This is a genomic window from Streptomyces sp. DG2A-72, assembly GCF_030499575.1.
Taxonomy (GTDB): Bacteria; Actinomycetota; Actinomycetes; order Streptomycetales; family Streptomycetaceae; genus Streptomyces.
Genome location: NZ_JASTLC010000001.1, coordinates 3,485,712 through 3,510,520, shown reverse-complemented (window position 1 = coordinate 3,510,520; position 24,809 = coordinate 3,485,712). Strand labels below are relative to the sequence as shown.

Annotated in this window: 11 protein-coding genes and 1 pseudogene; 7 read left to right on the top strand and 5 right to left on the bottom strand. The window is 69.4% G+C overall.

Annotated elements, in window-relative coordinates:
- The first annotated feature begins 685 nt into the window (after positions 1-685).
- Positions 686-2,068 (top strand): tyrosine-type recombinase/integrase, encoded by a 1,383-nt coding sequence (locus tag QQY66_RS16550; protein ID WP_301981123.1) that lies wholly within the window; start codon positions 686-688, stop codon positions 2,066-2,068.
- Positions 2,069-2,086: 18 nt separating this feature from the next.
- On the opposite strand, the gene QQY66_RS16545 is transcribed toward QQY66_RS16550, so the two are convergent.
- Together QQY66_RS16545 and QQY66_RS16540 are read right to left on the bottom strand one after the other, a co-directional pair.
- Positions 2,087-3,229, bottom strand: a complete 1,143-nt coding sequence (locus QQY66_RS16545) for a Fic family protein (RefSeq protein WP_301981122.1) — start codon at positions 3,227-3,229, stop codon at positions 2,087-2,089.
- Positions 3,230-3,512: 283 nt separating this feature from the next.
- Positions 3,513-4,484 carry a serine/threonine-protein kinase gene (locus tag QQY66_RS16540; RefSeq protein ID WP_301981121.1) on the bottom strand — a complete coding sequence of 324 codons (972 nt, stop codon included), beginning with the start codon at positions 4,482-4,484 and terminating at the stop codon, positions 3,513-3,515.
- Between the two features lie 244 nt (positions 4,485-4,728).
- Here QQY66_RS16540 and QQY66_RS16535 point away from each other — a divergent pair, with 244 nt between their 5' ends.
- From QQY66_RS16535 to QQY66_RS16525, 4 genes and pseudogenes are all read left to right on the top strand, one after another.
- Complete coding sequence (locus tag QQY66_RS16535) at positions 4,729-10,002, top strand: DEAD/DEAH box helicase (RefSeq protein WP_301981120.1); 5,274 nt, start codon at positions 4,729-4,731, stop codon at positions 10,000-10,002.
- Between the two features lie 108 nt (positions 10,003-10,110).
- A pseudogene (locus QQY66_RS50395) lies at positions 10,111-10,932 on the top strand (DEAD/DEAH box helicase); the annotation flags it as partial.
- A gap of 872 nt (positions 10,933-11,804) precedes the next feature.
- Positions 11,805-13,073, top strand: coding sequence for a helicase-related protein (locus tag QQY66_RS50390; protein ID WP_367666975.1), 1,269 nt, complete (start codon positions 11,805-11,807; stop codon positions 13,071-13,073).
- A complete protein-coding gene (locus QQY66_RS16525; RefSeq protein WP_301981119.1) occupies positions 13,070-17,224 on the top strand; it encodes a DNA methyltransferase in 4,155 nt (1,384 codons plus the stop codon). The genes QQY66_RS50390 and QQY66_RS16525 overlap by 4 nt, the downstream gene beginning before the upstream one ends.
- A 25-nt stretch (positions 17,225-17,249) precedes the next feature.
- Here the strand turns inward: QQY66_RS16525 and QQY66_RS16520 are convergent, their stop codons facing one another.
- The 3 genes from QQY66_RS16520 to QQY66_RS16510 form a co-directional block, all read right to left on the bottom strand.
- On the bottom strand, positions 17,250-17,450 hold the full coding sequence (locus QQY66_RS16520; protein ID WP_301987338.1) for a DUF397 domain-containing protein: 201 nt from the start codon (positions 17,448-17,450) through the stop codon (positions 17,250-17,252).
- A gap of 261 nt (positions 17,451-17,711) precedes the next feature.
- Positions 17,712-18,191 carry an ASCH domain-containing protein gene (locus QQY66_RS16515; protein WP_301981118.1) on the bottom strand — a complete coding sequence of 160 codons (480 nt, stop codon included), beginning with the start codon at positions 18,189-18,191 and terminating at the stop codon, positions 17,712-17,714.
- Positions 18,188-20,245, bottom strand: coding sequence for a GNAT family N-acetyltransferase (locus tag QQY66_RS16510; RefSeq protein WP_301981117.1), 2,058 nt, complete (start codon positions 20,243-20,245; stop codon positions 18,188-18,190). The genes QQY66_RS16515 and QQY66_RS16510 overlap by 4 nt, the downstream gene beginning before the upstream one ends.
- 174 nt (positions 20,246-20,419) lie before the next feature.
- Between QQY66_RS16510 and QQY66_RS16505 the strand changes: the two genes are divergently transcribed.
- Both QQY66_RS16505 and QQY66_RS16500 read left to right on the top strand, forming a co-directional pair.
- A complete protein-coding gene (locus QQY66_RS16505) occupies positions 20,420-22,570 on the top strand; it encodes a UvrD-helicase domain-containing protein (protein ID WP_301981116.1) in 2,151 nt (716 codons plus the stop codon).
- 157 nt (positions 22,571-22,727) lie between these two features.
- Positions 22,728-24,749 (top strand): N-6 DNA methylase, encoded by a 2,022-nt coding sequence (locus QQY66_RS16500; RefSeq protein ID WP_301981115.1) that lies wholly within the window; start codon positions 22,728-22,730, stop codon positions 24,747-24,749.
- Positions 24,750-24,809 lie beyond the last annotated feature (60 nt).

Here is a 24,809-nt window from a genome sequence, read left to right as displayed (position 1 = left end):
TCGCAGCTCGGAGGCGGCCCGCCAACGTGTTTTCATCCGTCGTGGCAATGGCACCTCCCACCGTCAGGGAGCGTCAACGCAGCGTGGGTGAGTGCCAGCCGCCGTCCATGACCGCGGCGGCCGTCTGGGCGGCCGAGGGCGATGCTTGTGGCCGACCACAGACCGTGGTGTGGGTGAGCGGTTCGACGGCAAGAGACCGCACCGAAACTTCGGGAAGTTTTCGGGAAGAACACCCGCCGAGGGCCGGACGAAATCGTCTCCAGCCGGACACCCGCCGACTCCGCGCGAGGACCCACCCGCACCCGCGAAGCTGCTCCGCCGAGCCCGATAAACGGCCTCTGACCAGCAAAAACGCCCTCCCGATGGGAGGGCGGAAGAGGGCGCCCCCGGCAGGACTCGAACCTGCGGCCAAGCGCTTAGAAGGCACTCAGTCTAACTGTACCTCCATCCGTCTGACCTGCGCTTTTGTGATGTGGTGGCGCATCGTCAGCTGTTTTGGGGGACGCATGTGGGACGATCTTGCTCGGTCACGCTGACTGATCGGGGCCGGGATGAGGCGTCGGCGAGTGGGACTCCAGTGACGCCCGCTGCTGGTGGGATCATGGAGGTAGAGCTCGTAGTAGCCCGGAAGCGTCGGCCCTCGTGAGGCGGGCACCGTAGGCAGGGCCGGATCGAGGTGCAGACGATGGACACCACTTTCGACGTCAGGGTCTGGCAAATCGAGAGAGGGTCCGGGCGGCTTCGCGAGTCCTATGGGGTGCGCTGGTCCGTCGCCGGGAAACGTCATCGCAAGTCGTTTCAGACGTTCGCGCTGGCCGACGGTTTCCGAGCGGAGCTGGTGACCGCGACGCACGTCGGCGAGCCGTTCAACGTTTCGACTGGCTTGCCGGAGCGGCAGGAGCCGAGAGCTTCTTCGGTTGGGTGGTATGACTTCGCCGTGCAGTTCGCGGACGCCCAGTGGCCGCGAGTTTCGGCGAATCACCGGAGGAACACTGCGCGCACATTGATGATCGTCACTACCGCGCTGATGGACCGGGATCCGCCCGGTGTCCCCTCTCGCCGTGTTCGTGCGGCGCTGAGCGATTGGGCTTTCAACACCAACCGCCGTGGTGGTGCGCCGGAGGACATCGTCGCGGCACTCAGTTGGGTGCGACGGCACACTCCGACCATGGACGCCTGGACCGATCCGCTCGTGGTGCAGGACGTGCTGCGGGTGCTGGGTACGTTGCTTGACGGTAGACGAGCGGCGGCCTCATCTGTGAAGCGGCATCGACGAGTTCTGCATCTGGTGATGAGGTATGCGATCGCGCGCGGAGTTCTGCTGTCCGATCCGGTTCCCCAGGGACGGAACCTTACTCCGCAGTCGGCTGGCGCTATTGACCGACGCCGTCTGCTCAATGCGCAGCAAGCGGCGCGGCTGCTCGACTGGATACGCAATCAGCCGCGGAGCGGGCGAAGACTGCATGCGTTCTTCGCCACGCTGTACTTCACGGGGCTGCGACCGGAAGAGGCTGTCGCGCTGCATGTCTCAGACCTTGTCATGCCTGCGTCGGGGGAGAGTCAGTGGGCCGAGATCGTGGTGCACACTGCCGAGCCTGAGATCGGACGCACGTGGACTGACAGCGGAACCCGACACGATCAGAGGTATCTGAAGGGGAGGGCAGAAGGCGAGACGCGCATAGTCCCGTGCCCTCCCGCACTTGTCCATGTCCTGCGGGCACGCATCAAGGGCGCGGGCCTGCTCCCCGGCGACCGCCTCTTCCCCGGGGAGCATGGCGGAGTTCTCGCGGGCTCCGTCTACCGTCGCGCGTGGGATCGCGCCCGCAGTGCGATGTTGCCACCGCACCTATACGCATCACTGACGGGGCGGCGCGTCTACGACCTTCGGCACACCCGACTGACAATGTGGCTGAACAGTGGTGTCCCGCCTGCTCAGGTTGCCGAGTGGGCAGGCACCAGTGTTGCCATGCTGTTCGCCACGTACGCGCAATGCATCAGTGGCCAGGAGCAAGATCTGCGGCGGCGGCTCGACGAGATGCAGAGCGCCTCGGCCACCCTGGCGGCATAACCATCGAGAGTGGGTGGGTCACCGCTCCCGCCGGTAGGGATCCGTGTACGGCTCCATGGACTGGCGGACCTCGTCCCGGACCGGGTCCATGAGGGGCCCGGGAGCGTAGTAGCGGGCGCGGGCCTTGCCGTGGGGGACGAGCCAGCCGCGGGCCACAAGCTCCCGGATGTCGCGGATGGCCTGCTGGTCGCTGAGGTCGGCGTCCTGCTGGTAGACGGTGCGGCGGACCTTCGCGTCCGAGAAGGCGGGTAGGAGGGCGTAGACGACACGCTCGTCCAGGCCCGTTGCTTCGACGGATTCGACTAGACGGGTCCAGGCGCGGGACATCACGTCGAAGCGTCGCTGGGCCTGCTGCGCCTGGCGGTGGTGGGCGGTCAGGCAGAACCGGATCCAGGGGCGGGTATCCCGTTTCGGGCTCCAGTGTGGGCCGCCTACGTCCTCCAGCACTTGGTAGTAGGCGTAGGTGTTCTGTCCCCGGCCGAGCCACTCCTCGATGGAGGAGAACTCGGGTGGCATCAGGGCCTCGCGGGAGAACACCAGGGTGGACAGGGCGCGGGACATGCGCCCGTTGCCGTCCTTCCACGGGTGGATCTTGACGAGGTTGAGGTGGGCCATGGAAGCGCGGATGTGGACGGGGGCGTCGAGGTCGCCCTCGTTGAGCCACTCGATGAACTCCGACATCAGAGCGGGAACGTCCGCTTGGTCCGGAGCGGTGTAGGCGGGGACCAGAGGGTCGTCGGGGCTGGTGACGTAGACGGGTCCGTCGCGCCAGCGGCCGGGGCGCTTGTCGAGGTGGTGGCCCTGGAGCATGAAGTGCAGGCCGTTGAGCAGGCCGGCGTCGTACCGGAAATCGTCGCCCGCGTCGGCGAGAGCCTGGATGTAGGTCATACCGCGCTGGTAGCCCTCCAGCTCGGCACGCGTCTTCTCCCCGGTCTCCAGGGGCTCCTCGCCCGACATGAGGGCTTCCACGTCGTCCACGGTCGCGGCGTAGCCCTCGATGGTGTTCGACCCGGCGATCGCGCGGGCGGTGAGGTTGCGGCGCAGCTGGCGGGTCCAGCGAGGGGTGGCGCGGAGCATGTGGCGCAGGGAGCGGCGCATGCTCTCGATCTCGTCGAGGGCTCGCTGGTCGTCGGCGTCCAGGGAGGGAGTCGCGTACAGCATGTCTCCATGACATGATAATTGTGTCATCAAGTCAAGCGTGTGTGTCTGGATCGGTTCCTCGCTCCAGTCGTTCCCTCCGGCGTTAGCAGGCTTTCGGTGGCGGTCCTGCGGAGCACCGCTGTGGGCCCGAGCCGATTCTGGCGCAGAGCTGAGAAACGGGGAACCGTAAATCCCTGCCGGGCGGGTGCTGGCGCGGCAACCAGCCAGGGGACCTGGAATCCGCGCCCTGCGCCTCGCGGGGGAGGCGTTCCACCGCGTGGCGGATGCTGGATGGGCGCTTGTGTCAGCCCAGCCGGCCGGCCTGTGGGGACCTCGCCCATGAGCGCACCGGGCGCGCTTCTGGCCCCATCGGGTGGCGGAAGGGGCGCAGTGGATCGACCTCGGCCCAGGGGGTGAGCGCGGCCGCCGGGTCGCCGCGTTCAGGAAGCCAAGTGGCGAGCCGCCGCCAGACCTCGCCGGCGTGGGGTGGGCGGTCGTTCGGTGTCTTGGAGAGGAGTTCGAGTACGAGGGCTTCCAGGTCTTCGGGGGTGTCGGGGCGCAGGTCGCGCAGAGGGATCGGCGGGTGGTCGAGGATCAGTCCGGGGAGCATGAGTTCCGAGCGGTGCTCGAAGACGGGTTCGCCGGTGAGCATCTTGTGGAGCAGGCAGCCGAGGGCATACAGGTCAGTGCGATGGTCGACCGGTTTGCCCAGGATCTGTTCGGGTGCCATGCACTCCAGGCTGCCCGGCCGCTCGCCCGTGGTGGTGAGCTTGGCGGTGCCGGGTTCGAGGAAAGCGGCGACGCCGAAGTCGAGGACCTTGACCACGCCGTCGGTGCGGATGATGACGTTGCGGCCCTTGAGGTCGCGGTGGACGACGTCGCGGGCATGCACGGAGCCAAGGACGGAGGCGATCTGCACCCCGACCGAAGCGGCTTCCTCGATGCTCAGCCGTTCCTGTTCGGTGATCCGGTCTTCAAGGTCGACGCCGGTCACGTACTGCATGACCAGAAAGCGTGTGCCGCGTTCCTCGCCGAGGTCGTAGACCGTCGCGATGCCGGTGTGGTCGAGGCGCGCGGCGGCGCGGGCCTCGCGTCGGAAGCGTTCGGCGTCCCGGGTGCGCTGGTCCTGCGTCAAGCCGGGAGGCGTGTTCATGGTCTTGAGGGCGACATCGCGGCCGAGGTGTTCGTCGTGGGCGAGCCAGACGACACCCATACCGCCGGATCCGATCTCCCGCTTGATCCGGTAGCGCTTGGCGATCACAGGTCCGATGTCCATGTGCGGGGCGACTCCGTCCGCGTCCGTCTTCGTGGCCCGGCGCGTCCGCCGGGCGGGCGCCTCGGACAGAGTGTGGCATGAGCACGTTGTTTCGTGAACCGACCTTCCCACCTTTAGTGTCTATTGACTTAGTTCACAACTGCATGCTGTGATGTGCGACGTACGATCAAGGGGAGTGTGGCGCACCGCGGCCGGCGGGTGGCTACCGTTGCTCCGGACCGCCTCGGGAACAAGTGGGGAACACGTGGACGTCTTCAAGGTGCACCAGCGGCTCATCCGGGACTACAAGGAGTACACGTCCGGATCGGTGGTGATCGACGACCGGCGCATCGACGCCAAGGTCTCGAAGTCGCTCGCCGACGGAGACCAGTGGCCCGACCCCTACCTCTCCCTCAACCCGAGCTTCGCGCCCGGCGGTTCGGTCGAGGATCTCGCGCGGCCGGGAGGACTGCTTCACCCGGCGTGCGCGGACATCTTCCGTACGGGCAAGGACGAGCGGGGCGCCATCGTCCGCCCGATCCACTTCCACCAGCACCAGCTGGAGGCGATCAAGGCGGCCGACTCCAGGGAGTCGTACGTCCTGACGACCGGCACCGGCTCCGGGAAGAGCCTCGGCTACATCGTGCCGATCGTCGACCGGGTGCTGCGCGAGAAGGAGGCCGGGGGTGCGCCCGGCATCAAGGCGATCATCGTCTACCCCATGAACGCCCTCGCCAACAGCCAGGAGCGGGAGTTGGCGAAGTTCCTCACCGCCGGATACGGCGAGGGGAGCGAGCCGGTCACTTATGCGCGCTACACCGGTCAGGAGAAGGAGGACGAAAAGGAGGCCATCCGCGAATCCAAGCCCGACATCCTGCTCACCAACTACGTGATGCTGGAGCTGATGCTCACCCGTCCCAAGGAGCGCGAGAAGCTCATCGGGGCGGCCAAGGGGTTGCGCTTCCTCGTCCTCGACGAACTGCACACCTACCGGGGGCGGCAGGGCGCCGACGTCGCCATGCTGGTGCGGCGCGTACGTGAGGCTTGCGAATCGCCCAATCTGCAGTGCGTGGGCACGTCCGCGACGATGGCCACCGGCGGCACGCCCGCCGCTCGCCGTCGTGAGGTCGCCCGGGTCGCCTCCACCCTCTTCGACACGGAGATCGACCCGAAGCGGGTGGTCGGCGAGACCCTGGTGCGGGCGACCGGGGATGCCGTGCCCACGCCGTCCGAACTCGCCGAGCGGGTAAGGGAGAACAACCCTCCGGCCGAGTACGGGCGGCTGGCTGCCGATCCGCTGGCCCGCTGGATCGAGACCACCTTCGGCCTGGTGGAGACCGAGGACGAGGATGGCAGCACGCTCCTGGTCCGCGCCGAACCGGTCACCGTGGAGGCCGCCGCTCTGCGCCTGCGCTCCGAGGCGTTCGGCATCGAGGAGAGCGAGCCCGAGGAACGCTGGTACGAGGCGTGCGCTGAGGCCATCCGGGCCACCCTCCAGGCGGGGGCGGCCGCCCGCCGGGAGGAGGGCGCCCGCCCGCTGTTCGCCTTCAGGCTGCACCAGTTCCTGTCCAAGGGCGGATCCGTCTACGTCTCCCTGGAGGGAGAGGCCGACCGCCATATCACCCGCACCTACCAGCAGCGCGTCCCCAACGCCCCCGAGAAGCTGCTGCTGCCGCTGTCCTTCTGCCGTGAATGCGGACAGGAGTACCTGATGGTGGCCCGCGACCAGGACGGCGACGGCAGCGTCGCTTTCCGTACCCGCGAGGATGAGGACGACGAGCAGGGGTATCTGTACATCTCGGCCGTCAACCCGTGGCCGGAGCAGGTCGGCGACGCCATCGAGCAGCGACGCTTCCCCGACAGCTGGCTCACCTTCGACGAGCGCAAGGGCGCCCCGGTGCTCACCGCGAGCCGCAGGAAGCGAGCGCCGCAGCCGGTGTGGGTGCGCCCGGACGGCACCGGCGGGGGAAAGGCGAACGGCGGCATCTACGCGGCGTACCTGCCTGCCCCGTTCCTCTTCTGCCTGGAGTGCGGTGTCGGCTACGAGCAGGTCAAGGAGCGCGACTTCGCCAAGCTGATGACCCTCGACCAGGAGGGCCGCTCGACCGCCACGTCGGTCATCAGCGCCTCGATCGTGCGTCACCTCAAGAGCATCCCCGAGGGTGAACTCAAGAAGGACGCAAGGAAGTTGCTCACCTTCGTCGACAACCGGCAGGACGCGAGCCTCCAGTCGGGGCACTTCAACGACTTCGTCATGGTCACGCAGCTGCGTGGCGCTCTCTACCGGGCGATGGTCGAGGCCGGCGACAAGGGGCTGCGCTGGAAGCGACTCGGCGAGGAAGTGGTGGCGGCGATGGGGCTCTCCCCGCACGAGTACGCGGCCAAGCCCACCGAGATCGAGGAGCTCGCCGAGAGTACGCTGGAGGCACTGGCCGCGGTCGCCGAGTACCGCCTCTTCCTCGACCTGGAACGCGGCTGGCGCGTCACCATGCCCAACCTGGAGCAGACCGGGCTGCTCGGCCTTGAGTACGCGGGTCTGGCGGCGATCGCCGGTGATGAGGACCGGTGGCAGGACACCGCGGGCCCGCTGCGTACAGCGACCTCCGAGGTGCGCCACGGGCTGTCCACGGTCCTCATGGATGAGCTGCGCCGCCAGCGCGCCGTGGACACCCCGTACTTCACCGAGACCAAGTTCGCCGAACTGCGCAAGGAGTCGGCCCGGCTCAACGACGCGTGGGGAATCGCCGACACGGAGGCGGCGCCGCCTCCTGCCGGTGTCGCCGTCGCCCGCGCCGGACGCCCCGGCCGTACCGGGCGCGTTCGCAGCGAGCTGAACCTCACCGGCCGAGGCGCGTTCGGCCGCCACGTCCGAAAGAGCGGCACCTTCCCCGACTGGGGGCAGGGGCTGTCCCTGGACGAGGCCCAGGACGTCATCCGCGACCTGCTCCGGGTTCTGGCGGACGGCGGAGTGCTGACCGAGGTCTCCCAGGGGAGGGGCGAGGAGCCGGGCTACCGGATCAACCACACGGTCATCCGCTGGCACGCCCGCGACGACGACCACGGCGCCGTGGACCGCCTGCGCCGCACCTACCGCGACGAGCGCGGGCCCCGCGTAAACGCCTTCTTCAAGCGGCTCTACAAGGACATCGCTGCCACCTTCGCCGGTCTGCACGCAGCCGAGCACACGGCCCAGGTCCACCCCGACGTCCGCCAGGAGCGCGAGGACCTGTTCGGTGAGGGCACCCGGCTTCCGCTCCTGTACTGCTCGCCGACGATGGAACTCGGCGTCGACATCAAGAGCCTCAACGCGGTCAACCTGCGCAACGTGCCGCCGACCCCCGCCAACTACGCACAGCGCTCGGGCCGCGCTGGCCGCAGCGGGCAGCCCGCGCTGGTCACCACGTACTGCGCGACCGGCAACAGCCACGACCAGTACTACTTCACCCGGCGCAGGCAGATGGTGTCCGGTGTCGTCGCCCCGCCCCGGCTCGACCTGGCCAACGAGGATCTGCTCGCCTCTCATGTGCACGCGATCTGGCTCGCCGAGACCCGGCTCGATCTCGGCACCAGCATGGCCAGGCTGATCGAGTCCGACGGCGACAACCCCTCGCTGGAACTGGCGTCGTCCGTGGCCGGGGCCATCGACGAGCCGGCCGCCCGGCGCCGTGCTCTGGCGCGGGCCCGTACCGTTCTCGACGGCTGTGGCGACCTGCTGCGCGCCACGTCCTGGTGGCACGAGCAGTGGCTGGAGCAGACCGTCGAGGCCGCGCCGGGCAGCTTCCGCCGGGCCTGCGGGCGTTGGCGGAATCTCTTCAGGCGCGCCCTCGAAGAGCGCGAGATCCAGCACCGCAACATCCTCAACCGCACCGCCACGGGCCGCTCCAAGGACCAGGCCAAGCGCCGCCGCGCCCAGGCCGAGAGCCAGCTCGCGCTGCTGCGCAACGAGCAGGGTGGCGAGCGGACCGTGATGTCGGACTTCTTCCCGTACCGCTACTTCGCCTCCGAGGGCTTCCTGCCGGGCTACTCCTTCCCCCGGCTGCCGCTCGCCGCTTATATCCCGGGAACCGGCCGCACCAGCCGCGGCGGCTACGACGGCGACTATCTGCAGCGCTCCAGGTTCATCGCGATCCGGGAGTTCGGGCCCGGTGCGCTGATCTACCACGAGGGCAGCCGCTACAAGGTGGACCGGGTGCAGCTGCCGCCGGACACCGCGGGCGAGCTGACCACCGAGAGCGCGAAGGTCTGCGGACGGTGCGGCTATCTGTCCCCGGAGGAGCAGCGCGAGGACGTCTGCGGGGGCTGCGGCAGCGGCCTCGGTGACGCGCGGACCGGTCTGCTGCACCTGCACACCGTCTTCACGCACCGACGCGACCGGATCTCCTCCGACGAGGAGGAGCGCCAGCGCACCGGTTACAAGGTGGAGATCTCCTACCGCTTCAAGAAACACGAGGACGGCCGCGACGGATCACTGCGGGCCATGGCGCAGTCCGCGTCCGGCCGTGCCCTGGCCGAGCTGGCGTACGGCGACAGCGCCACCGTCCGGCTCACCAACCTCGGCTATCGCCGCTCCGTCGCCAAGGGGGAGATCGGCTTCTGGATGGATCCGGTGACGGGCGAGTGGCTCGCGGGCGGCGCGGCCAAGAAGGGCGGCCGGGAGACCCCCCAGGAGCAGGAAGGGCTCGCGGACGCGGAGAAGGCGGGCCGTAAGATGCCGGTGATCCCGTATGTGCAGGACACCCGGAACATCCTCGTCCTCCAGCTGGCCGAGCCGGTCGACCGGGACACCGCCGTCACCCTCCAGTACGCCCTGGAGCGGGGCATCGAGGCCGAGTTCCAACTGGAGGACGCCGAACTCGACACCGAGGAACTGCCGCCGTACGACGGGCCGCGTGAGCGGCTGCTGTTCATCGAGAGCGCGGAGGGTGGCGCGGGGGTGCTCCGGCGTCTGCAGTCCGAGCCCGGTGCACTGGCCCGCGCTGCGCGCAAGGCTCTGGAGATCGCCCACTTCGACCAACTGGGGCGTGACCGCGGTGACGAGAAGACCAACGGAGACCCGTGCGAGAAGGGCTGCTACGACTGCCTGCTCTCCTTCAGCAATCAGCGCCACCACCGCGTCATCGACCGGCAGTTGGCGCGCGAGCTGCTCCAGGCGTTCGCGGACGGCACCGTCGGCGAGTCGACCCCGGGCCGCTCGCGCGACGAGCACGCCGACGCGCTGCGGCAGGGCTCGGACTCCACCTTGGAGGAGCGCTTCGTCGAATACCTGAGGTCGCACGGGCACCGGCTCCCGGACCACCAGCAGATCACGGTGCGCGAGGCCCTGTCCAAGCCGGACTTCGTGTACGACACCGGGTTCGGCCCGATCGCGGTCTTCGTCGACGGCCCGCATCACGACCACGACGACGTCGTGCTGCGCGACGAGGAGGCGGAGGAACGGCTGAAGGACTTCGGCTGGGAAGTGGTCCGCGTCCGCTACGACGACGACTGGTCCAAGAAGGTCGCCGAGTACCCTCAGGTGTTCGGCGAACCTCGCCGCTGACCTGCTTCTCCAGGCACATCGGCCGACAGGTTCAGCAGCCCGTCGGCCCACCGCTCCGCTCCGTGCACACCCCACGTCCCCGCCCCCGCACCCACCCGGAAGGCCCGTATGACCACCGCCGCCGCGCCGGCCCCGAAGTACGCCGTCGGCTCCCTCGTCCACGCCCGGGGCCGTGAATGGGTGGTGCTGCCGGACTCCACCGAGGACCTCCTCGTGCTGCGCCCGCTGGGCGGCGCCGACGTCGACATCGCGGGGGTGCTGCCCGGCCTGGAGACCGTGGTGCCCGCCACGTTCGCCCCGCCCACGCCCGGTGATCTCGGCGACCAGCACACCGCCGGTCTGCTGCGCACCGCCCTGCGGATCGGGTTCCGGGCCGGGGCCGGTCCCTTCCGGTCCCTCGCCTCGATCGCCGTGGACCCGCGCCCGTACCAGTTGGTGCCGCTGATGATGGCGCTGCGCCAGGAGACGGTGAGGCTGCTGATCGCCGACGACGTGGGCATCGGCAAGACCGTCGAGGCCGGTCTCATCGCGGCCGAACTGCTTGCCCAGGGCGACGCCCGTGGCCTGGTCGTGCTGTGTTCCCCGGCGCTCGCCGAACAGTGGCGGGCCGAGCTGCGGGGCAAGTTCGGTATCGACGCGCGTCTGGTGCTGCCCGCCACGATCGGCCGGCTCGAGCGCGAGACGCCGTACGGGCAGTCGGTGTTCCGCCCGGACGGCGCCTACGTCGTGTCGACGGACTTCATCAAGTCGCCCCGCCACCGTGAGGACTTCCTGCGCAACTGCCCCGACCTGGTGATCGTCGACGAGGCGCACACCTGTGTCGCGGACACCTCGGCGCAGATCTCGGCGCGCACCTCGCAGCAGCGGTACGGACTGCTGCGCGCGCTCGCCGACGCCCCCGACCGGCACCTCCTCCTGGTCACCGCGACCCCGCACAGTGGCAAGGAGGAGCCCTTCCGAAGGTTGCTCGGGCTTCTCGACGCCCGCCTCGCCACCGTGAGCTTCGAGTCCCGCGCGGGCCGTGAGCTGCTCGCCCAGTTCTTCGTGCAGCGCCGCCGCGCCGACATCCGTGAGGACTTCCAGGACGGCGCGCACTTCCCCTCCAGCCGGGACAGTGCCGAGGTCTCCTACGCCCTGCACAGCGACTACCGCGCCCTGCTCGCCGAGGTCCTCGCGTACGCCCGTGAGACGGTGCGCTCCGCCGACGGGGCGCTGCAGCAAAGGCAGCGTTGGTGGTCGACGCTGGCGCTGCTGCGCACCCTGTCCTCTTCGCCCGCCGCCGCCGTACGGTCCCTGAAGACCAGGGCCGGTGTCCAGGAGGCGGACACCCCCGACGAGGCGGACCGCACCGGGCAGTCGACCGTCTCGGACCCGGCCGATACCGACAGTGCGGAGTCCGCCGACGAGGTCCCGGGCAGCCTGCTGCCGTCCGCCGCGTCCAGGGTTGAGGAAGCCGACCCTGACGGCCTCGACGCCGATGAGAAGGCCCGACTCGTCGCCATGGCCGAGGCCGCGGGCAGGCTCGCCGGGCCCACCCGCGACACCAAGTTGAAGAAGCTGGTGGCGACGGTCACCGACCTCCTCGACTCCGGCTACCGGCCGATCGTGTTCTGCCGCTACATCGCCACGTCCGACTACGTGGCCGAGCACCTGAAGAAGGTGCTCAACAAGAGAGGCACCGAGCACCCGGTGGCGGTCGCCTCCGTCACCGGCGAGCTCTCGCCCGACATGCGCCTGAACCGGATCGCCGAACTCACCGGCACGGACGAGAACGGCGAGCCGGCCCCGAACGGCGCGTCCTGGTGGCCACCGACTGCCTGTCCGAGGGCGTCAACCTCCAGGAGTCCTTCGACGCCGTCATCCACTACGACCTGGCCTGGAACCCGACCCGCCACGAACAGCGCGAAGGCCGGGTCGACCGCTTCGGGCAGCGCACCGACACCGTGAAGGCCCTCACCCTGTACGGGGCGGACAACCCGGTCGACGACATCGTCCTGAAGGTGCTGCTGCGCAAGCACGAGCGCATCCGCCGCGCCACCGGCATCTCCGTCCCGGTGCCGCAGCAGGCGGAGAGCGCCATGCAGGCGGTCTTCGAACAGCTGATCCTGAACGTCGAGACCCCCTCCTTCGAGCAGGAGGGGTTGTTCGAGCGCGAACAGCTGCCCGCCGCCGAACAGTTGGAGCTCGCCTGGGAATCCTCCGCCGAGCGGGAGAAGGCGTCCCGGTCCCTCTACGCCCAGAACCGGATCAAGAAGGAGGACGTGGCCGCAGAGGTCGCCGAGATCCTTGCCGCGCTCGGCACCGGCGAGGAGGTCAGGGAGTTCACCCGCCGCGCGCTCGGCGCGCTGCGCGGCGCGCCCGCCGACCGCAAGCAAGGCGGGTTCACCGCGCACACCGACGCCCTTCCGCAGGGCCTGCGCGACGCCGTGACGGCGGCGCTCGGCTCCCGCCATCCCAGCCCGGTCGTCTTCCACGACGCGCCGAGCGCCCCGCGCGGCGAGGCGGCGCTCACCCGCACCGACCCGGTGGTGGCCGCGATCGCCCGCTTCGTCCTGGACACCGCCCTGGACGAGAAGTTCCCCGCCTGGCAGCGCCCGGCCCGCCGCTGCGGCGTGGTCCGTACGAGTGCCGTACGACGGCCCACCACGATGCTCCTCGTCCGGCACCGCTTCCAGCTGAGCCTGCCCACCCGCGACGGCGACGTACGCACCCAACTCGCCGAGGACGCACGGGTGGTGGCCTTCCACGGCAGAGCCGAGGCGCCCCAGTGGCTGCCCGACGAAGAGGCCCTGGCCCTCCTGGAGGCCCGTGCAACTGGCAACTCCGATCCGGGCTTCGCCACCGACCACATCGCGTCGATCCTCGCCGCCCTCGACACCGGCCTCATGGACGAACTGCGGCTGCGCTCCAATGCGGCCGCGAAGGAGCTGGAAGCTTCGCACCACCGGGTCCGCACCGCCGCCCGAGCCCGCCTCGCCGGCCTGAAGGCCGTCCCGCAGGGCGACCCGGACGTCCTCGGCGTCTTCCTCTACCGCCCGGCCGCCACGATCCAGCTCGGAGCCGACGCATGAGCACCGCGAGGACCCTGGTCACCGACACCGTCGCCACCGTCGGCGGACTGCTGCCGTACGACCTCCTCGTACGCATCAAGGAGGGCAAGGAGCAGTCCGGCGCGAAGCCCGCCGACTACCGGCTGTTCGCCAAGGGCGAGTCCGTACGGGACGCCGCCGAGCGCTCATGGGGCTATCTGCGCGGCGTCTGGGCCGCCTACCAGGACGCCCTCGCCCGCGACGGAGCGGACGACGATCCCGGTGTGCATGCGGTGGGGCTCACCACCGAACGCTGGCTGCTGCCCCTGTTCGAGCAGCTCGGCTTCGGCGCGCTGTCCGCCGTGCCGGAGCCCGGCCTCCCCGCCCACGACGAGACGAAGAACTTCCCGGTCAGCCACGCGTGGGCGCATGTACCCGTGCACCTCACCGGCTGGAACGTCCCGCTGGACACCCGCACCCCCCAAGTGGCGCCGCAGGCACCGCAGTCCATGGTCCAGGAGTACCTCAACCGCTCCGGCGACAAGGCCCTGTGGGGTGTCCTGTCCAACGGCCGCCAGCTGCGGCTGCTGCGCGAGTCCGTGTCGCTGACGGGCGCCGCGTTCATCGAGTTCGACCTCCAGGCGATCTTCGAGGGCAAGCGCTCCGACGACTTCGTCCTCCTGTGGCGCCTGTTGCACCGCACCCGCTTCGAGGGCGACCCTGCCTCGTCCTGCCCGCTGGAGAAGTGGCGTACCGAGGCCATCGACTCCGGCACCCGCGCCCTCAAGGAGCTTCGCAAGGGCGTCGAGAAGGCGCTCACCGTGATCGGCTCCGGGCTCATCGCCCACCCCGACAACGCGGCCCTGCGCGCGGCCCTGAGCACCGGCGCCCTCACCGTCCGCGACCTGAAACCCGCCCTGCTGCGGCTCGTCTACCGGCTGCTCTTCCTCTTCGTCACCGAGGACCGTGGCCTGCTCCTCCACCCGGATGCGGACGACGCAGCACGTGACCGGTACGAGAAGTACTTCTCCACGGACCGCCTGCGCCGCCTCGCCCGCCGCACCGGCAGCCCGCACGGCGACCAGTGGCAGGCTCTCACCCTCGTCCTCGAGGGCCTCGGTAAGCCTGGCGGACGTCCCGAACTGGGTCTGCCCGCACTCGGCGGCCTCTTCGAACCCACCCCCGTGGACGGGAGGCTGGAGGGTCTCGCCCTCACCAACGAGTCCCTGTACGAGGCGGTTCGCGCCCTCGCCGTCATCTTCGACGCCAAGCTCGGCCGGCCCCGCAAGGTCGACTACCGGCACCTGGGCGCGGACGAACTCGGCTCGGTCTACGAGTCGCTGCTCGAACTCGAAGCCCACCAGGACGACGACGGCTCCTACGTTCTGAAGAAGCTGGACGGCAACGACCGCAAGACCTCCGGCTCTTACTACACTCCCTCGCCGCTCATCGACTGCCTCCTGGACTCGGCCCTCGACCCCGTCATCGAACGAGCCGTCCGCTCGGGCACGACGAAGGAGGAGCGCAAGGCGGCGCTACTCGCCCTGACCGTGTGCGACCCGGCCTGCGGCAGTGGCCACTTCCTGGTCGCGGCGGCCCGCCGCATCGCCCGCCGGTTCGCGGAGATCGAGACCGACGATCCGGAGCCGACCGCCGAGGCCGTCCGCGACGCCCTGCGCGAGGTCATCTCCCGCTGCGTGTACGGCGTCGACCTCAACCCGATGGCCGTGGAACTCGCCAAGGTCTCCCTGTGGATCGAGGCCATGAAGCCGGGCCGCCCGCTCACGTTCCTCGACGCCCACATCAAGCACGGCAACGGACTGCTCGGCACGACACCGAAGCTCCTGGCGTGCGGTCTGCCCGACGAGGCGTTCAAGGTCCTCGAGGGCGACGAGTCCAAGGCCGTCAGAAACCTGAAGGCCCGCAACGCGAGCGAGCGGGAGCGGTGGCTGGCGGCGCTGCGACACCACGCGAGCCAGGACGCCCTGTTCTCGGAGCAGCACGCGCTGGAGATCTCCAACGCGGCGATCAGTAGGGCGACTTCCGACATCACCGGCGCTCCGTCGGAGGAGCTGGAGGACGTCCAGGGCCAGGCCAGCGCGTACCACGAGCTCACCACCTCCAAGGACTACCTGCGGGCCCTGGAGCTCGCCGACTCGTGGTGTGCGGCGTTTGTCTGGGAGAAGACAGAGCGGACCGACGGGACGAAGTGGACGGACGAGACTTTCCCGCCCGCGCTCACCACGGACTCCCTGCTCGCGCTGCACTCCTCCGACGGGGGCGCGAGCCTGCCGCCGGGCACGGTGGAGAAGGTGGCGCGGCTGCGCGAGGAGTACCACTTCTTCCACTGGCACCTGGAGTTCCCGGAGGTGTTCCGGGTGCTGGCCGATCCGGACGCGGCGGGGGTGGATGAACGGACCGGGTGGAGGGGCGGGTTCAGCTGTGTGCTGGGGAATCCGCCGTGGGAGACCCTTGAGTTCAAGACGGAGGAGTACTTCGCTACCAGCGCGCCTGAGATCGCTAATGCGTCGAATCAGGCTGCCAGACAGGGGCTGATCGACCAGCTTGCCGAGAGCGTCGAGGAAGCCGACCGCGCGCTGTTCCAGCAGTACATCGTCGACAAACGACGGTCGGACGGGTACTCGCATCTGGCGCGGTGGTCTGGCCGCTATCCATTGGCCGCGCGAGGCAAGCTGAACACCTACCCGCTCTTCGCCGAAGCGGCATCGCACGGGATTGCAGACCGAGGGCGCTTCGGTCTCATTCTCCAGACGGGGATCGCCACGGATGCGACAACGGCCCCCTTCTTCTCCGACCTGGTCCGCTCGAAGCGGCTCGTCTCGTTCCTGGACTTCAAGAACGAGGCGTTCGTTCTTAGCCGGGACGTGCACCATTCCGTGCGCTTCGCGCTGTTGACCGTCACCGGGCGGGAGGAGCAGGTACGTGAAGCGTCGTTCGCGTTCGGCACCTGGTACATGGAGGACCTTCCAGAGCGTCGGTTCGCCATGCCCGTCGAGGAGATCCTGCTGGTCAACCCCAATACGGGGAACTTGCCGGTATTCGAGTCACGTCGGGATGCGGAGATCACGTTCGGCATCTATCGGCGTATCCCTGTGCTCCTCAAGGAGCCGGACACGGAGGGCAGAGGTGGCTCCAATCCGTGGGGCCTGACCTTCAGGCAAGGGCTGTTCAACATGTCGTCCGACTCCCATCTGTTCCGTGGCAAGACGGACCTGGAGGGCGAGGGCTGGAAGCTCGAGGGCAACGTCTTTACGCACCCGTCCGACGGGCGGCGCTATCTGCCGTTGTACGAGGCAAAGATGCTGCACCACTTCGATCACCGGCTGGGTACGTACGAGGGGCAGACGCAGGCGCAGGCGAACGTGGGGACGCTTCCGAGGGTGACGCCGGAGCAGCATGATGATCCGGAGTTCGCGCCGCTGCCCCGTTATTGGGTGCCGGAGTTCGACGTGGACTCGGGGAAGCGGGACAAGAAGCTGAACCCGATCATGTGGCCGGGGGTGGCTTCTCGGCTGCGGGAGCGGGAGTGGTTGCACGGCTGGTTGATGGGCTGGCGGAACATTGCTCGGTCGAGCGATAGACGGACGATGGTGGTGTTTGCGCTCCCGCCATACGGGGTGGGGCACAGCAGTCCGCTCATGTTCCCGGCAGATGCAACCGCAAGTGCACTACTTCAGGCGTCTCTCTCGTCCTACTCTTTCGACTACGTGATCCGGCAGAAGATCGCTGGTACGAACCTGACGTTCGGGTACTTGTACCAGTTGCCGGTTCCCAAGCTGTCGGACTTTGCCGGGGCGCCCGGCGGAACCCGGTGGTTCATCGACCGAGTGGCCGAACTGGCCTGGACCAGCGCGGACATGACGAGCTTCGCCAAGGATCTCGGCTACACCGGGCTACCGTTTCGATGGAGCGGTAGCCGTCGTGAGCTGCTGCGCGCCGAGCTGGACGCCGCACTGTTCCACCTCTACGGGGTGGGCCGTGACGACGTGGAGTACGTCATGGACACCTTCCCGGTGGTCAAGCGCGAGGACGAGGCTGCCCACGGCACCTACCGCACCCGGGACCTCATCCTTGATGTCTACGACCGCATGGAAGAGGCCCGCGTGACCGGCAGTGCGTACCAGACTGTGCTGGACCCGCCGCCGGGCAAGGGGCCTCGGCATGACGGCTGAGCACGGAACTCGCGGGCGGAGATAGTCAGTTGGACCGGACCCGCCCGGCATGTGCGACGAACCCGGTCCAGGCGTCAGGCGCGAACGCGAGCTGGGGGCCGTCGTGCTCCTTCGAGTCCCGTACACGGATGGCGGCGCGGTCGGCGGCGACCTCAACACACGCGCCGCCCTCGCCACCACGGCCGCCTTCCTCATCGCCGAACTGACCGAGAACGCAGCTCTGCACGGCCGGGTACGCGGTCGCGAGGCCCGCCTCGACGTCCGCCTGGGCGCGGGCGAACTGCGGATCGATGTCACCGACGCCCGCGGCGACAGGTGGCCGACGCCACAACACCCCGGCGGCGTCGGCGAATCGGGGCGAGGTCTGTTCCTCGTCGAGGCCCTCGCCGACGACTGGGGCGTGCGCCCGCACCACCCAGGCGTCAAACGGTGTGGGCCGTGTGTCGCCGGTAAGTCAGTGGCCCGCGTCCCGCCGCCCCTGGACCACTCAGACCCGAACGAGTTCGCCCAGCGTGTCACGCAGGGCCGCGCCACCGTCCGGCGCGGCCACCGCCACCTTCCGCAGGTCCTCTCCCGTCAAATACCGGTAGCTCTGTGGTGGATGGAACGACCCGGAAGCCCGCAGGGCCGCCAGCGGCACCGGCACTTCGAGGGTCACGGGCGCTTCTAGCGAAAGCCCGCTCGCCTGGAGTGCTCCGCTCATGTACTCGTCGTACTCGCGTCGGCTGATTCCGGCCTTCGTCCGGCTGGCGGACCAGACCTCGCGGGGCGAGGCCACCCGCACCGAGGCGATGCGCGCGAGGCCCACGATGGCCATGGTGGGGGCGGTCGCGTAGAGGAGGACCGGAGTCCCGGGCGGGGCGGCGACGCGCTGGCGGCGGACCTCCACCGTCTTCGTCCCGGCCAGGATCGCCGTGGCGAACCGAGGGTGGACGGACAGCAGCATCGCGCGCTCCGGATCGTTCACGTCGTTCGGTGCCCCTCTTCATAAACAGCCTGGAACAGCGCGTTGCTGATCTTTGACAGCGACATCAGTGACAACGGTAGCCGCAGCTTCGCGGCCAACGCGGTCAACCGGGAATGCGTCACCTGTACAGGAAAGATCTCCGTGTCGGAGAACCTCAAGGCCATGACCTTCCCTGAGTTGTCGGCTGTCGCGCGCACGTCGGCACGACCATATACGCCCAGGTGTTCGAATTTCGAGAAGAGGGTGTCAGGTTCGTCGACGATCACTTCGTCCAGGCGTGAGCAGCCGATCACCATCTTTCCCTGCTGCCCGGAGCCGCCCCCGCTGACATACCAGAGGATCCGGGCAGGGGTCGTCTCTCCCCTGCGTCCGGACGACCGGTAGTAGACGTGCTCACGGCTGATGCCGAGCACATCGGCGCGAGGTACCAACATGGCCGGAATGTCGAACAGCTCCGTCGACCAACGGGGCTTGATGGGTGCGATGAAGGACGGCAGGGTCGAATCGATGAGCTTCACCGGCCACCACACCCGCTCGGCCACGCTCGCGATCTCGGGCGGCACGCGGGAATCCAGGGCCGGCATCACCCGCCCCAGGCGGCTCCCGATCTCGGCTGCCGCCGCGGATACGGTGTCGGCGGAGCCGCACACATCGACGAGGACCGCCGTGAAGCCGGTCTCATCGGCGAGGAAGCCGTCGATGCCGGCTGCCGCCTTGGCTGCCGCGGACATATACGGATCCGAGATGCGGACCGCCTGTGCACCTCTCTCCCGGGCGAGCTTCTTCAGCATGAAGAGCAATTGCCTCGCGAGTGTCTCCTCCAGGGGATGTGAGGCCGTACGCAGGAAGGCGACGTTGAGTGTGCGGCCGTCCATGGCCCAGACATTCAGAGCCACGGGGCGCCCCGCTCCGTCCCGGAGCAGTCCCCTGTGCCACAGCACACCGTCCCTGGCGAGGCGCTTCAGTCGCTCCGCGAAGGCGGAACCCCTGTCGCCGTCGGCCTGGTCGAAGAAGGCGACCAGCTCACCTTCGCTGCCTGGTGCGACCGTCTCGGCGGAAAAGGCGGTACCCATCAGATCGGCCGGTCGGTATACCTGGGCCTGGCGCAGTTCATCCACATGCAGGGTGACCACGGCTGGCGAGACGACCTTGACGCGTGCCACGTCCCAGGCGATGTCGGCCAGGGCGGCAAGTTCGGGGTCGCGTGTCACCAGTACCTGAAGGCCGGCGCAGGATGTCTCGGCCACGTACCGCAGGCGGGCGCGCTGTGCATCGGTGAGGGGTGCGCCGGGCGACCCTTTCCCTACGGCCGCGACCAACTCCGCCAAACGGGCCGAAACCGCGGCGGTGTCAGGGGACAGCGAGCGCAGCTCGGCCAATCCGGTGCGCTGATGCTGCCGCTCTCTCGCCTTCTCCACGTCGCGTACGGCGTGCAGCAGCTGTGGAGTGAAGGCGAGTTCGATCAGGTCGGCGAGCCATCCCGCTTCGAGGGCCCGCGACTCCTTCACGGCTCGCTCCGACCCCGCGCCGCGGAGCCCGGCGAAGACGCTGTGGTCGACGGTCACCACGAGTAGGGCATCGCTCTGGGCCTCGGTGAACAGGTCCTCATGGCCGAGGTCTAGCCACCAGGTGTCCAGGACCTCTCTGTCCTTGCCCCGGCCCACGCTCTCGCCCTTGGGGACGAAGCCGAGGCCCGTCCACATGCCGCTGAGGCCGTAGTCACGACGGCACTTGGCCCGGATCCCGAGTCGGTGCGCGTGTCGCTCCCGTATGGCATCGATCAGTCGGTGTGCGACTCCCTTCTTCCGGTGCTCCTCTGCCACGCACAAGTGGGCGAGGCGCACATGGAGATTCCGTTTCGGGAGCCCGAAGAGCGCGTAGCCGACGACTTCCCCGTCTTCCACGGCCGCCAACAGGCCGCCGTCCTCGGCGTGCTTGTGGTACGCGGGCGGCGTGAGCAGGCCCAGATACCTCGTGTACCTGTCGCCCAGGGCGATGACCGGGCCCATCAGCTCCGACCCCTCCCCGGACACCGGCAGCACCTCGATCGCCATGTTCCCCCTCCGTGGCCACTTGTCCGGCCGATCAACGTCCCAGGTGAATCTTGCCAAGCGGAGCCCCCTGCGGACCATGGATTGATCAGATGGGGTCGCACCGACCCGATCAATTGTAAACTCAGTCAATGCTTGCTGTTGTAGTAGGGCTTGGCGCAGGAAGGCGAGGCGTGTATGCCGCAGATCGCGATCACCAACACCTTCTGGGAGGGTGTCGACCGGCTCGACAAGCCGTCCCGCGCCCGCGTGCACAAGGCGATGGCGAAGTTCCAGCAGCTGACGGTCCACCAACTGCACGCGGACAAGGGCCTGCACCTGGAATCCGTGGTCGGCTCCCGCGATTCGCGCATGCGCACCATCCGGGTCGACGACGGACAGCGCATCGTGCTGCTCGCGCCCGACGACGGCAGTGACGTGTTCGTCTTCGTCCATGTGGTCTCGCACGACAAGGCGTACTCCTGGGCCAAGCGGCGGCTGTACTCCGTCAACGCGGTCACCCGCTGTCTCGAAGTGCGTGATCTCACCGCCATGGAGCAGGTCACCCCGCTCTTCGCCCAGGAGGTCGAGGCCGCGCCGAAGCTCTTGTTCGCCGGCTGGTCGGACACCGTGCTGCGGCAGCTCGGCGTCGACGACGTCACGCTGCGTGCCGCCCGCGTCATCACCGGCAAGGCGCAGTTGGAGGCGTTCGGGTCGCTGATGCCCGAGGACCAGTTCGAGGCGCTGTGGCTGCTTGCGGAAGGGTTCGACCCCGACGACATCTACCGTGACCTCGTCGCTGCGCGGCAGACGGTAATCGGCGACGAGTCCGAGGAGAAGCTGGGCGGGCTGGCCGCCGCCGTCAGTCGTACGCGCAGCCGGATCGCCCTTGTCACCGGGCCCGAGGAGCTCGCCGACATTCTCGCCAAGCCCTTCGACGCGTGGCGGATCTTCCTGCACCCGACTCAGCGGCGGGTGGCTTACCGGCCCGCGTACGCGGGCCCCGCCCAGGTCACCGGCGGCCCCGGCACCGGCAAGACCGTGGTCGCCCTGCACCGCGTCAAGCATCTGCTGGGTCGCTCACCGGACACCCGCGTCCTGCTGACCACGTACCCCGGCGCGCTCGCCCGATCCTTGCGCTCCGGGCTCGCCCTGCTCCTCGACCACGACCAGGCGCTCCTCGACCGGGTCACCGTCACCACGGTCGACGCCACCGCGCACCGCATCGTGCGGGAGCTGCACGGGAACCCGGGGAGCGTCCTCGGCGACAAGGACGAGCGGCGGCGCTGGCAGCGTCTGGCCCACAGGCTCGAACTGCCGTGGACCGACGCCTTCCTGGCCCAGGAATACCGGCATGTGCTGCTCGCCCAGGACCTGCGCACCCGCGAGGAGTACGAGAAGTGTCTTCGGCGTGGGTGCGGCAGCAAACTTGCGGCCGGGCAGCGTCCGCGGCTCTGGCAGGCGATGGCGCAGTTCGAGGAGGAACTCGCCCGCGACCGTGCCTGCACCTGGCTGCAGTTGTGCGCCCGGGCCGCCCGGCTGCTGAAGGAAAGGCCGGGCGAGGGTCCCTCGTACGACCATGTGGTGGTGGACGAGGCGCAGGACCTGCACCCCGCCCAGTGGCGGCTGCTGCGGGCCCTGGTGCCGGAGGGGCCCGACGACCTGTTCCTCACCGGCGACCCGCACCAGCGGATCTACGACTCCCGGGTCTCACTGCGCTCCCTCGGAGTCTCCGTCGCGGGGCGTGGTGCGCGGCTGCGCCTCAACTACCGTTCCACGGAGGAGATTCTGCGCTGGTCGCGGGCGCTGCTCGACGGGGAGCCCGTGGCGGACCTGACCGGTGACGCGCCGGATTCGCTCTCCGGCTACCGGTCCCTGCTGCACGGGGAGCGGCCCGTGTGCGAAGGGCACGGGACGGAGGCGGCCGAGGCCGATGCCGTCGTGCGCACGGTGGGCGCGTGGGTGGCGGCCGGGGTCGCGCCGTCCGAGATCGCGGTGTGTGCCCGGTTCCACACGCAGACCGCGCGGATCGGCGACCGGCTGGCTCAGGCCGGGCTGCCCGTGGTGCGGGTCAAGGACGGGGAGTCCGACGACGCGGCCGGGGTGCGGGTGTCGAGTCTGCACAGTCTGAAGGGCCTTGAGTTCCGCTGTGTGGCCGTAGCCGGGGTGACTGCGTCGGCGTTCCCGTTCTCGCCGGCGGTGACGCCGGCCGACGTCGATCCCCTGCAGAACGCGACGGACCTCGCGGCGGAACGGTGCCTGCTGTTCGTGGCGAGCACTCGGGCGAGAGAGGCGCTGTACATGTCGTACAGCGGGCGGCCGAGCATCTTCCTCGACGGGGTGAGATAGCGGGAAAGGCGATACCTGCGGTCGGCCTGTGAACAATGTCAATGCTCGCGTCTTGCCGTAGTAGTCTGCCGGACGCGCGGGAGGGGAAAGTGGCTTGAACACGCGCCCGTAGGTGGGGGAGTGTCCGCAGTCATTGAGAAACGTCCAGGGAGTCCAGATGTCCACGCCCGGTGCCGTACCTGTGTCTCTGGCGGAAATCGCTCGTCTCGCGGGCGTCGGGCGGGCCGCCGTCAGCAACTGGCGGCGGCGTCATCCGTCGTTCCCCACCCGGATCGCCGGCACGGATGTCAATCCCCAGTTCTCCCTCACCGACATCGAGAACTGGCTGCGCGACAACAAGAAGCTCAAGAAGTCCGCCGAGCGGGAATGGCTCTGGCCCCGCTTCGAGGCGCTCGGCGGACGCGACGAGACGGGGGCGGCGGTCGCGGAGGTGGGCAGGAGGCTCGCCCGTCGGCGCGCGGCAGGTGAGTCCGCGTTCCCCGAAGAGGTGGCGGCGCTGATCGAGCGGGCTGTAGACCTCGGGTGGCGCGAAGGACGCTCGGAGACCTTCGCCTTTCTGCTGCGGCGCTGGCTGGACGTCCATGTGCGCCAGATCGCCACGACACCCGAGCCGCTGGCCGAGCTTATGGCGGAGCTCGCCACCCGCGTCGCGGCCGTCGACGGCGGCGTCACGGTGATGGACCCCGCGTGTGGCACCGGCCATCTCCTGATGGCCGCGACCGAGGCGGTCAAGACGGCAGGCGGTGAGGCGCCGACCCTGCTGGGCGGCGACCGTGATCCCGTACTCGCGGCACTCGCCGAAGCCCGTCTGTGCCTCGCCGGGGAGCTGTCGGGGACAGAGCCCGCGCACATCGACGTACGCGAAGGGGACTCGCTGCGCGACGACCCGTTCGCCGGCATCCCCGCCGACATCGTCCTGTGCAACCCGCCGTTCAACGAACGGGACTGGGGATACGAGGAGTTGGCCACGGACGCCCGCTGGAGCCACGGGCTGCCGCCGCGCACCGAACCCGAACTCGCCTGGGTCCAGCACTGTCTGGCCGGGCTGCGGCCCGGCGGCGCGGCCGTGCTGCTGCTGCCCCCCGCCGTGGCGGCGCGTAAAGCGGGTCGGCGCATCCGCGGGTCGCTGCTGCGCACCGGCCAGTTGAAGGCCGTCGTCGCGCTGCCGCCGGGCTGCGCCGCGCCGCACAGTGTCTCCCTGCACCTGTGGGTGCTGCGGGCGCCCGTACCAGGTGAGGAGCTACATACGGGAGGCCACCTGCTGGTGGCCGACGGCGTGTCCCGCTTTCCCCGCGACCCGGGCCGCGAGTGGGCCCCCGACTGGATGGCGATCGGCGACTTCGTGCGCGAGGCCGTCGGGCGGACGGATCCGGCCGAGGTTTCTCCCTTCGTACGACGCGTACCCGTCATCGAGCTCCTCGACGACGAGGTCGACCTCACTCCGGGACGTCACATCACCCCGTCCCCGGCGGACACCGCACCTCGACTGGCGGAAGCCTGGCGGGAGTTCAAGGATCTGGCCGCCAGGGTGACCAAGTCGGCCCGGCTGCTCGCGTCGCTCGAACTGACCTCCTCCGCACAGGACTCGCCGACGGCGACCACCGTCGCCGAACTGGCGCGGGCGGGGGCGCTCACCCTACGCGGCGGTCAGCAACCACCGGAGGCAGCGGTCCGTACCGGGGTGCCGTCCGCCGAGGACATTCCGCTCCTGACGGTTCCCGATCTGCTGTCGGGCGGTGAACCCAGGGGGCATCTCACCGCCGACGACCCCGCGGTGCGCGAGGCCGTGATTGCCGAACCCGGGGACATCGTAGTGGTGGGGGTGGCACGGGCGTTCTCGGCTTGGGTCCACGAAGGGCCGCCGACCGCTCTGGGGCCCCAGCTCCACGCCGTGCGAGTGCAGCCCGAGCAGCTCGACGCCTGGTTCCTCGCCGGTTCGCTGCGCGCCCCGGCAAATGTCCGGCAGGCCGGGACGCACGCGACGAGCTCCTCCCGTATCGATGTCCGGCGCCTGCAGGTCCGCCAGGTGCCGCTCCGTGAACAGCGGCGCTACGGTGAGGCGTTCCGCGAGCTCGCCGCCTTCGAACAGCTGGCGCGGCGCACCGCCGAGCTCGGTGCGGACCTCGTCCACGATCTTGGCGACGAACTGGCGGCCGGGCGGCTAGCGGGCGGGGCGTAGAGCGCCCGAGAGGGGCAGGCGCCGCATGCGGCGAGGCGAGGCATGTCACGGCGCCCTCCC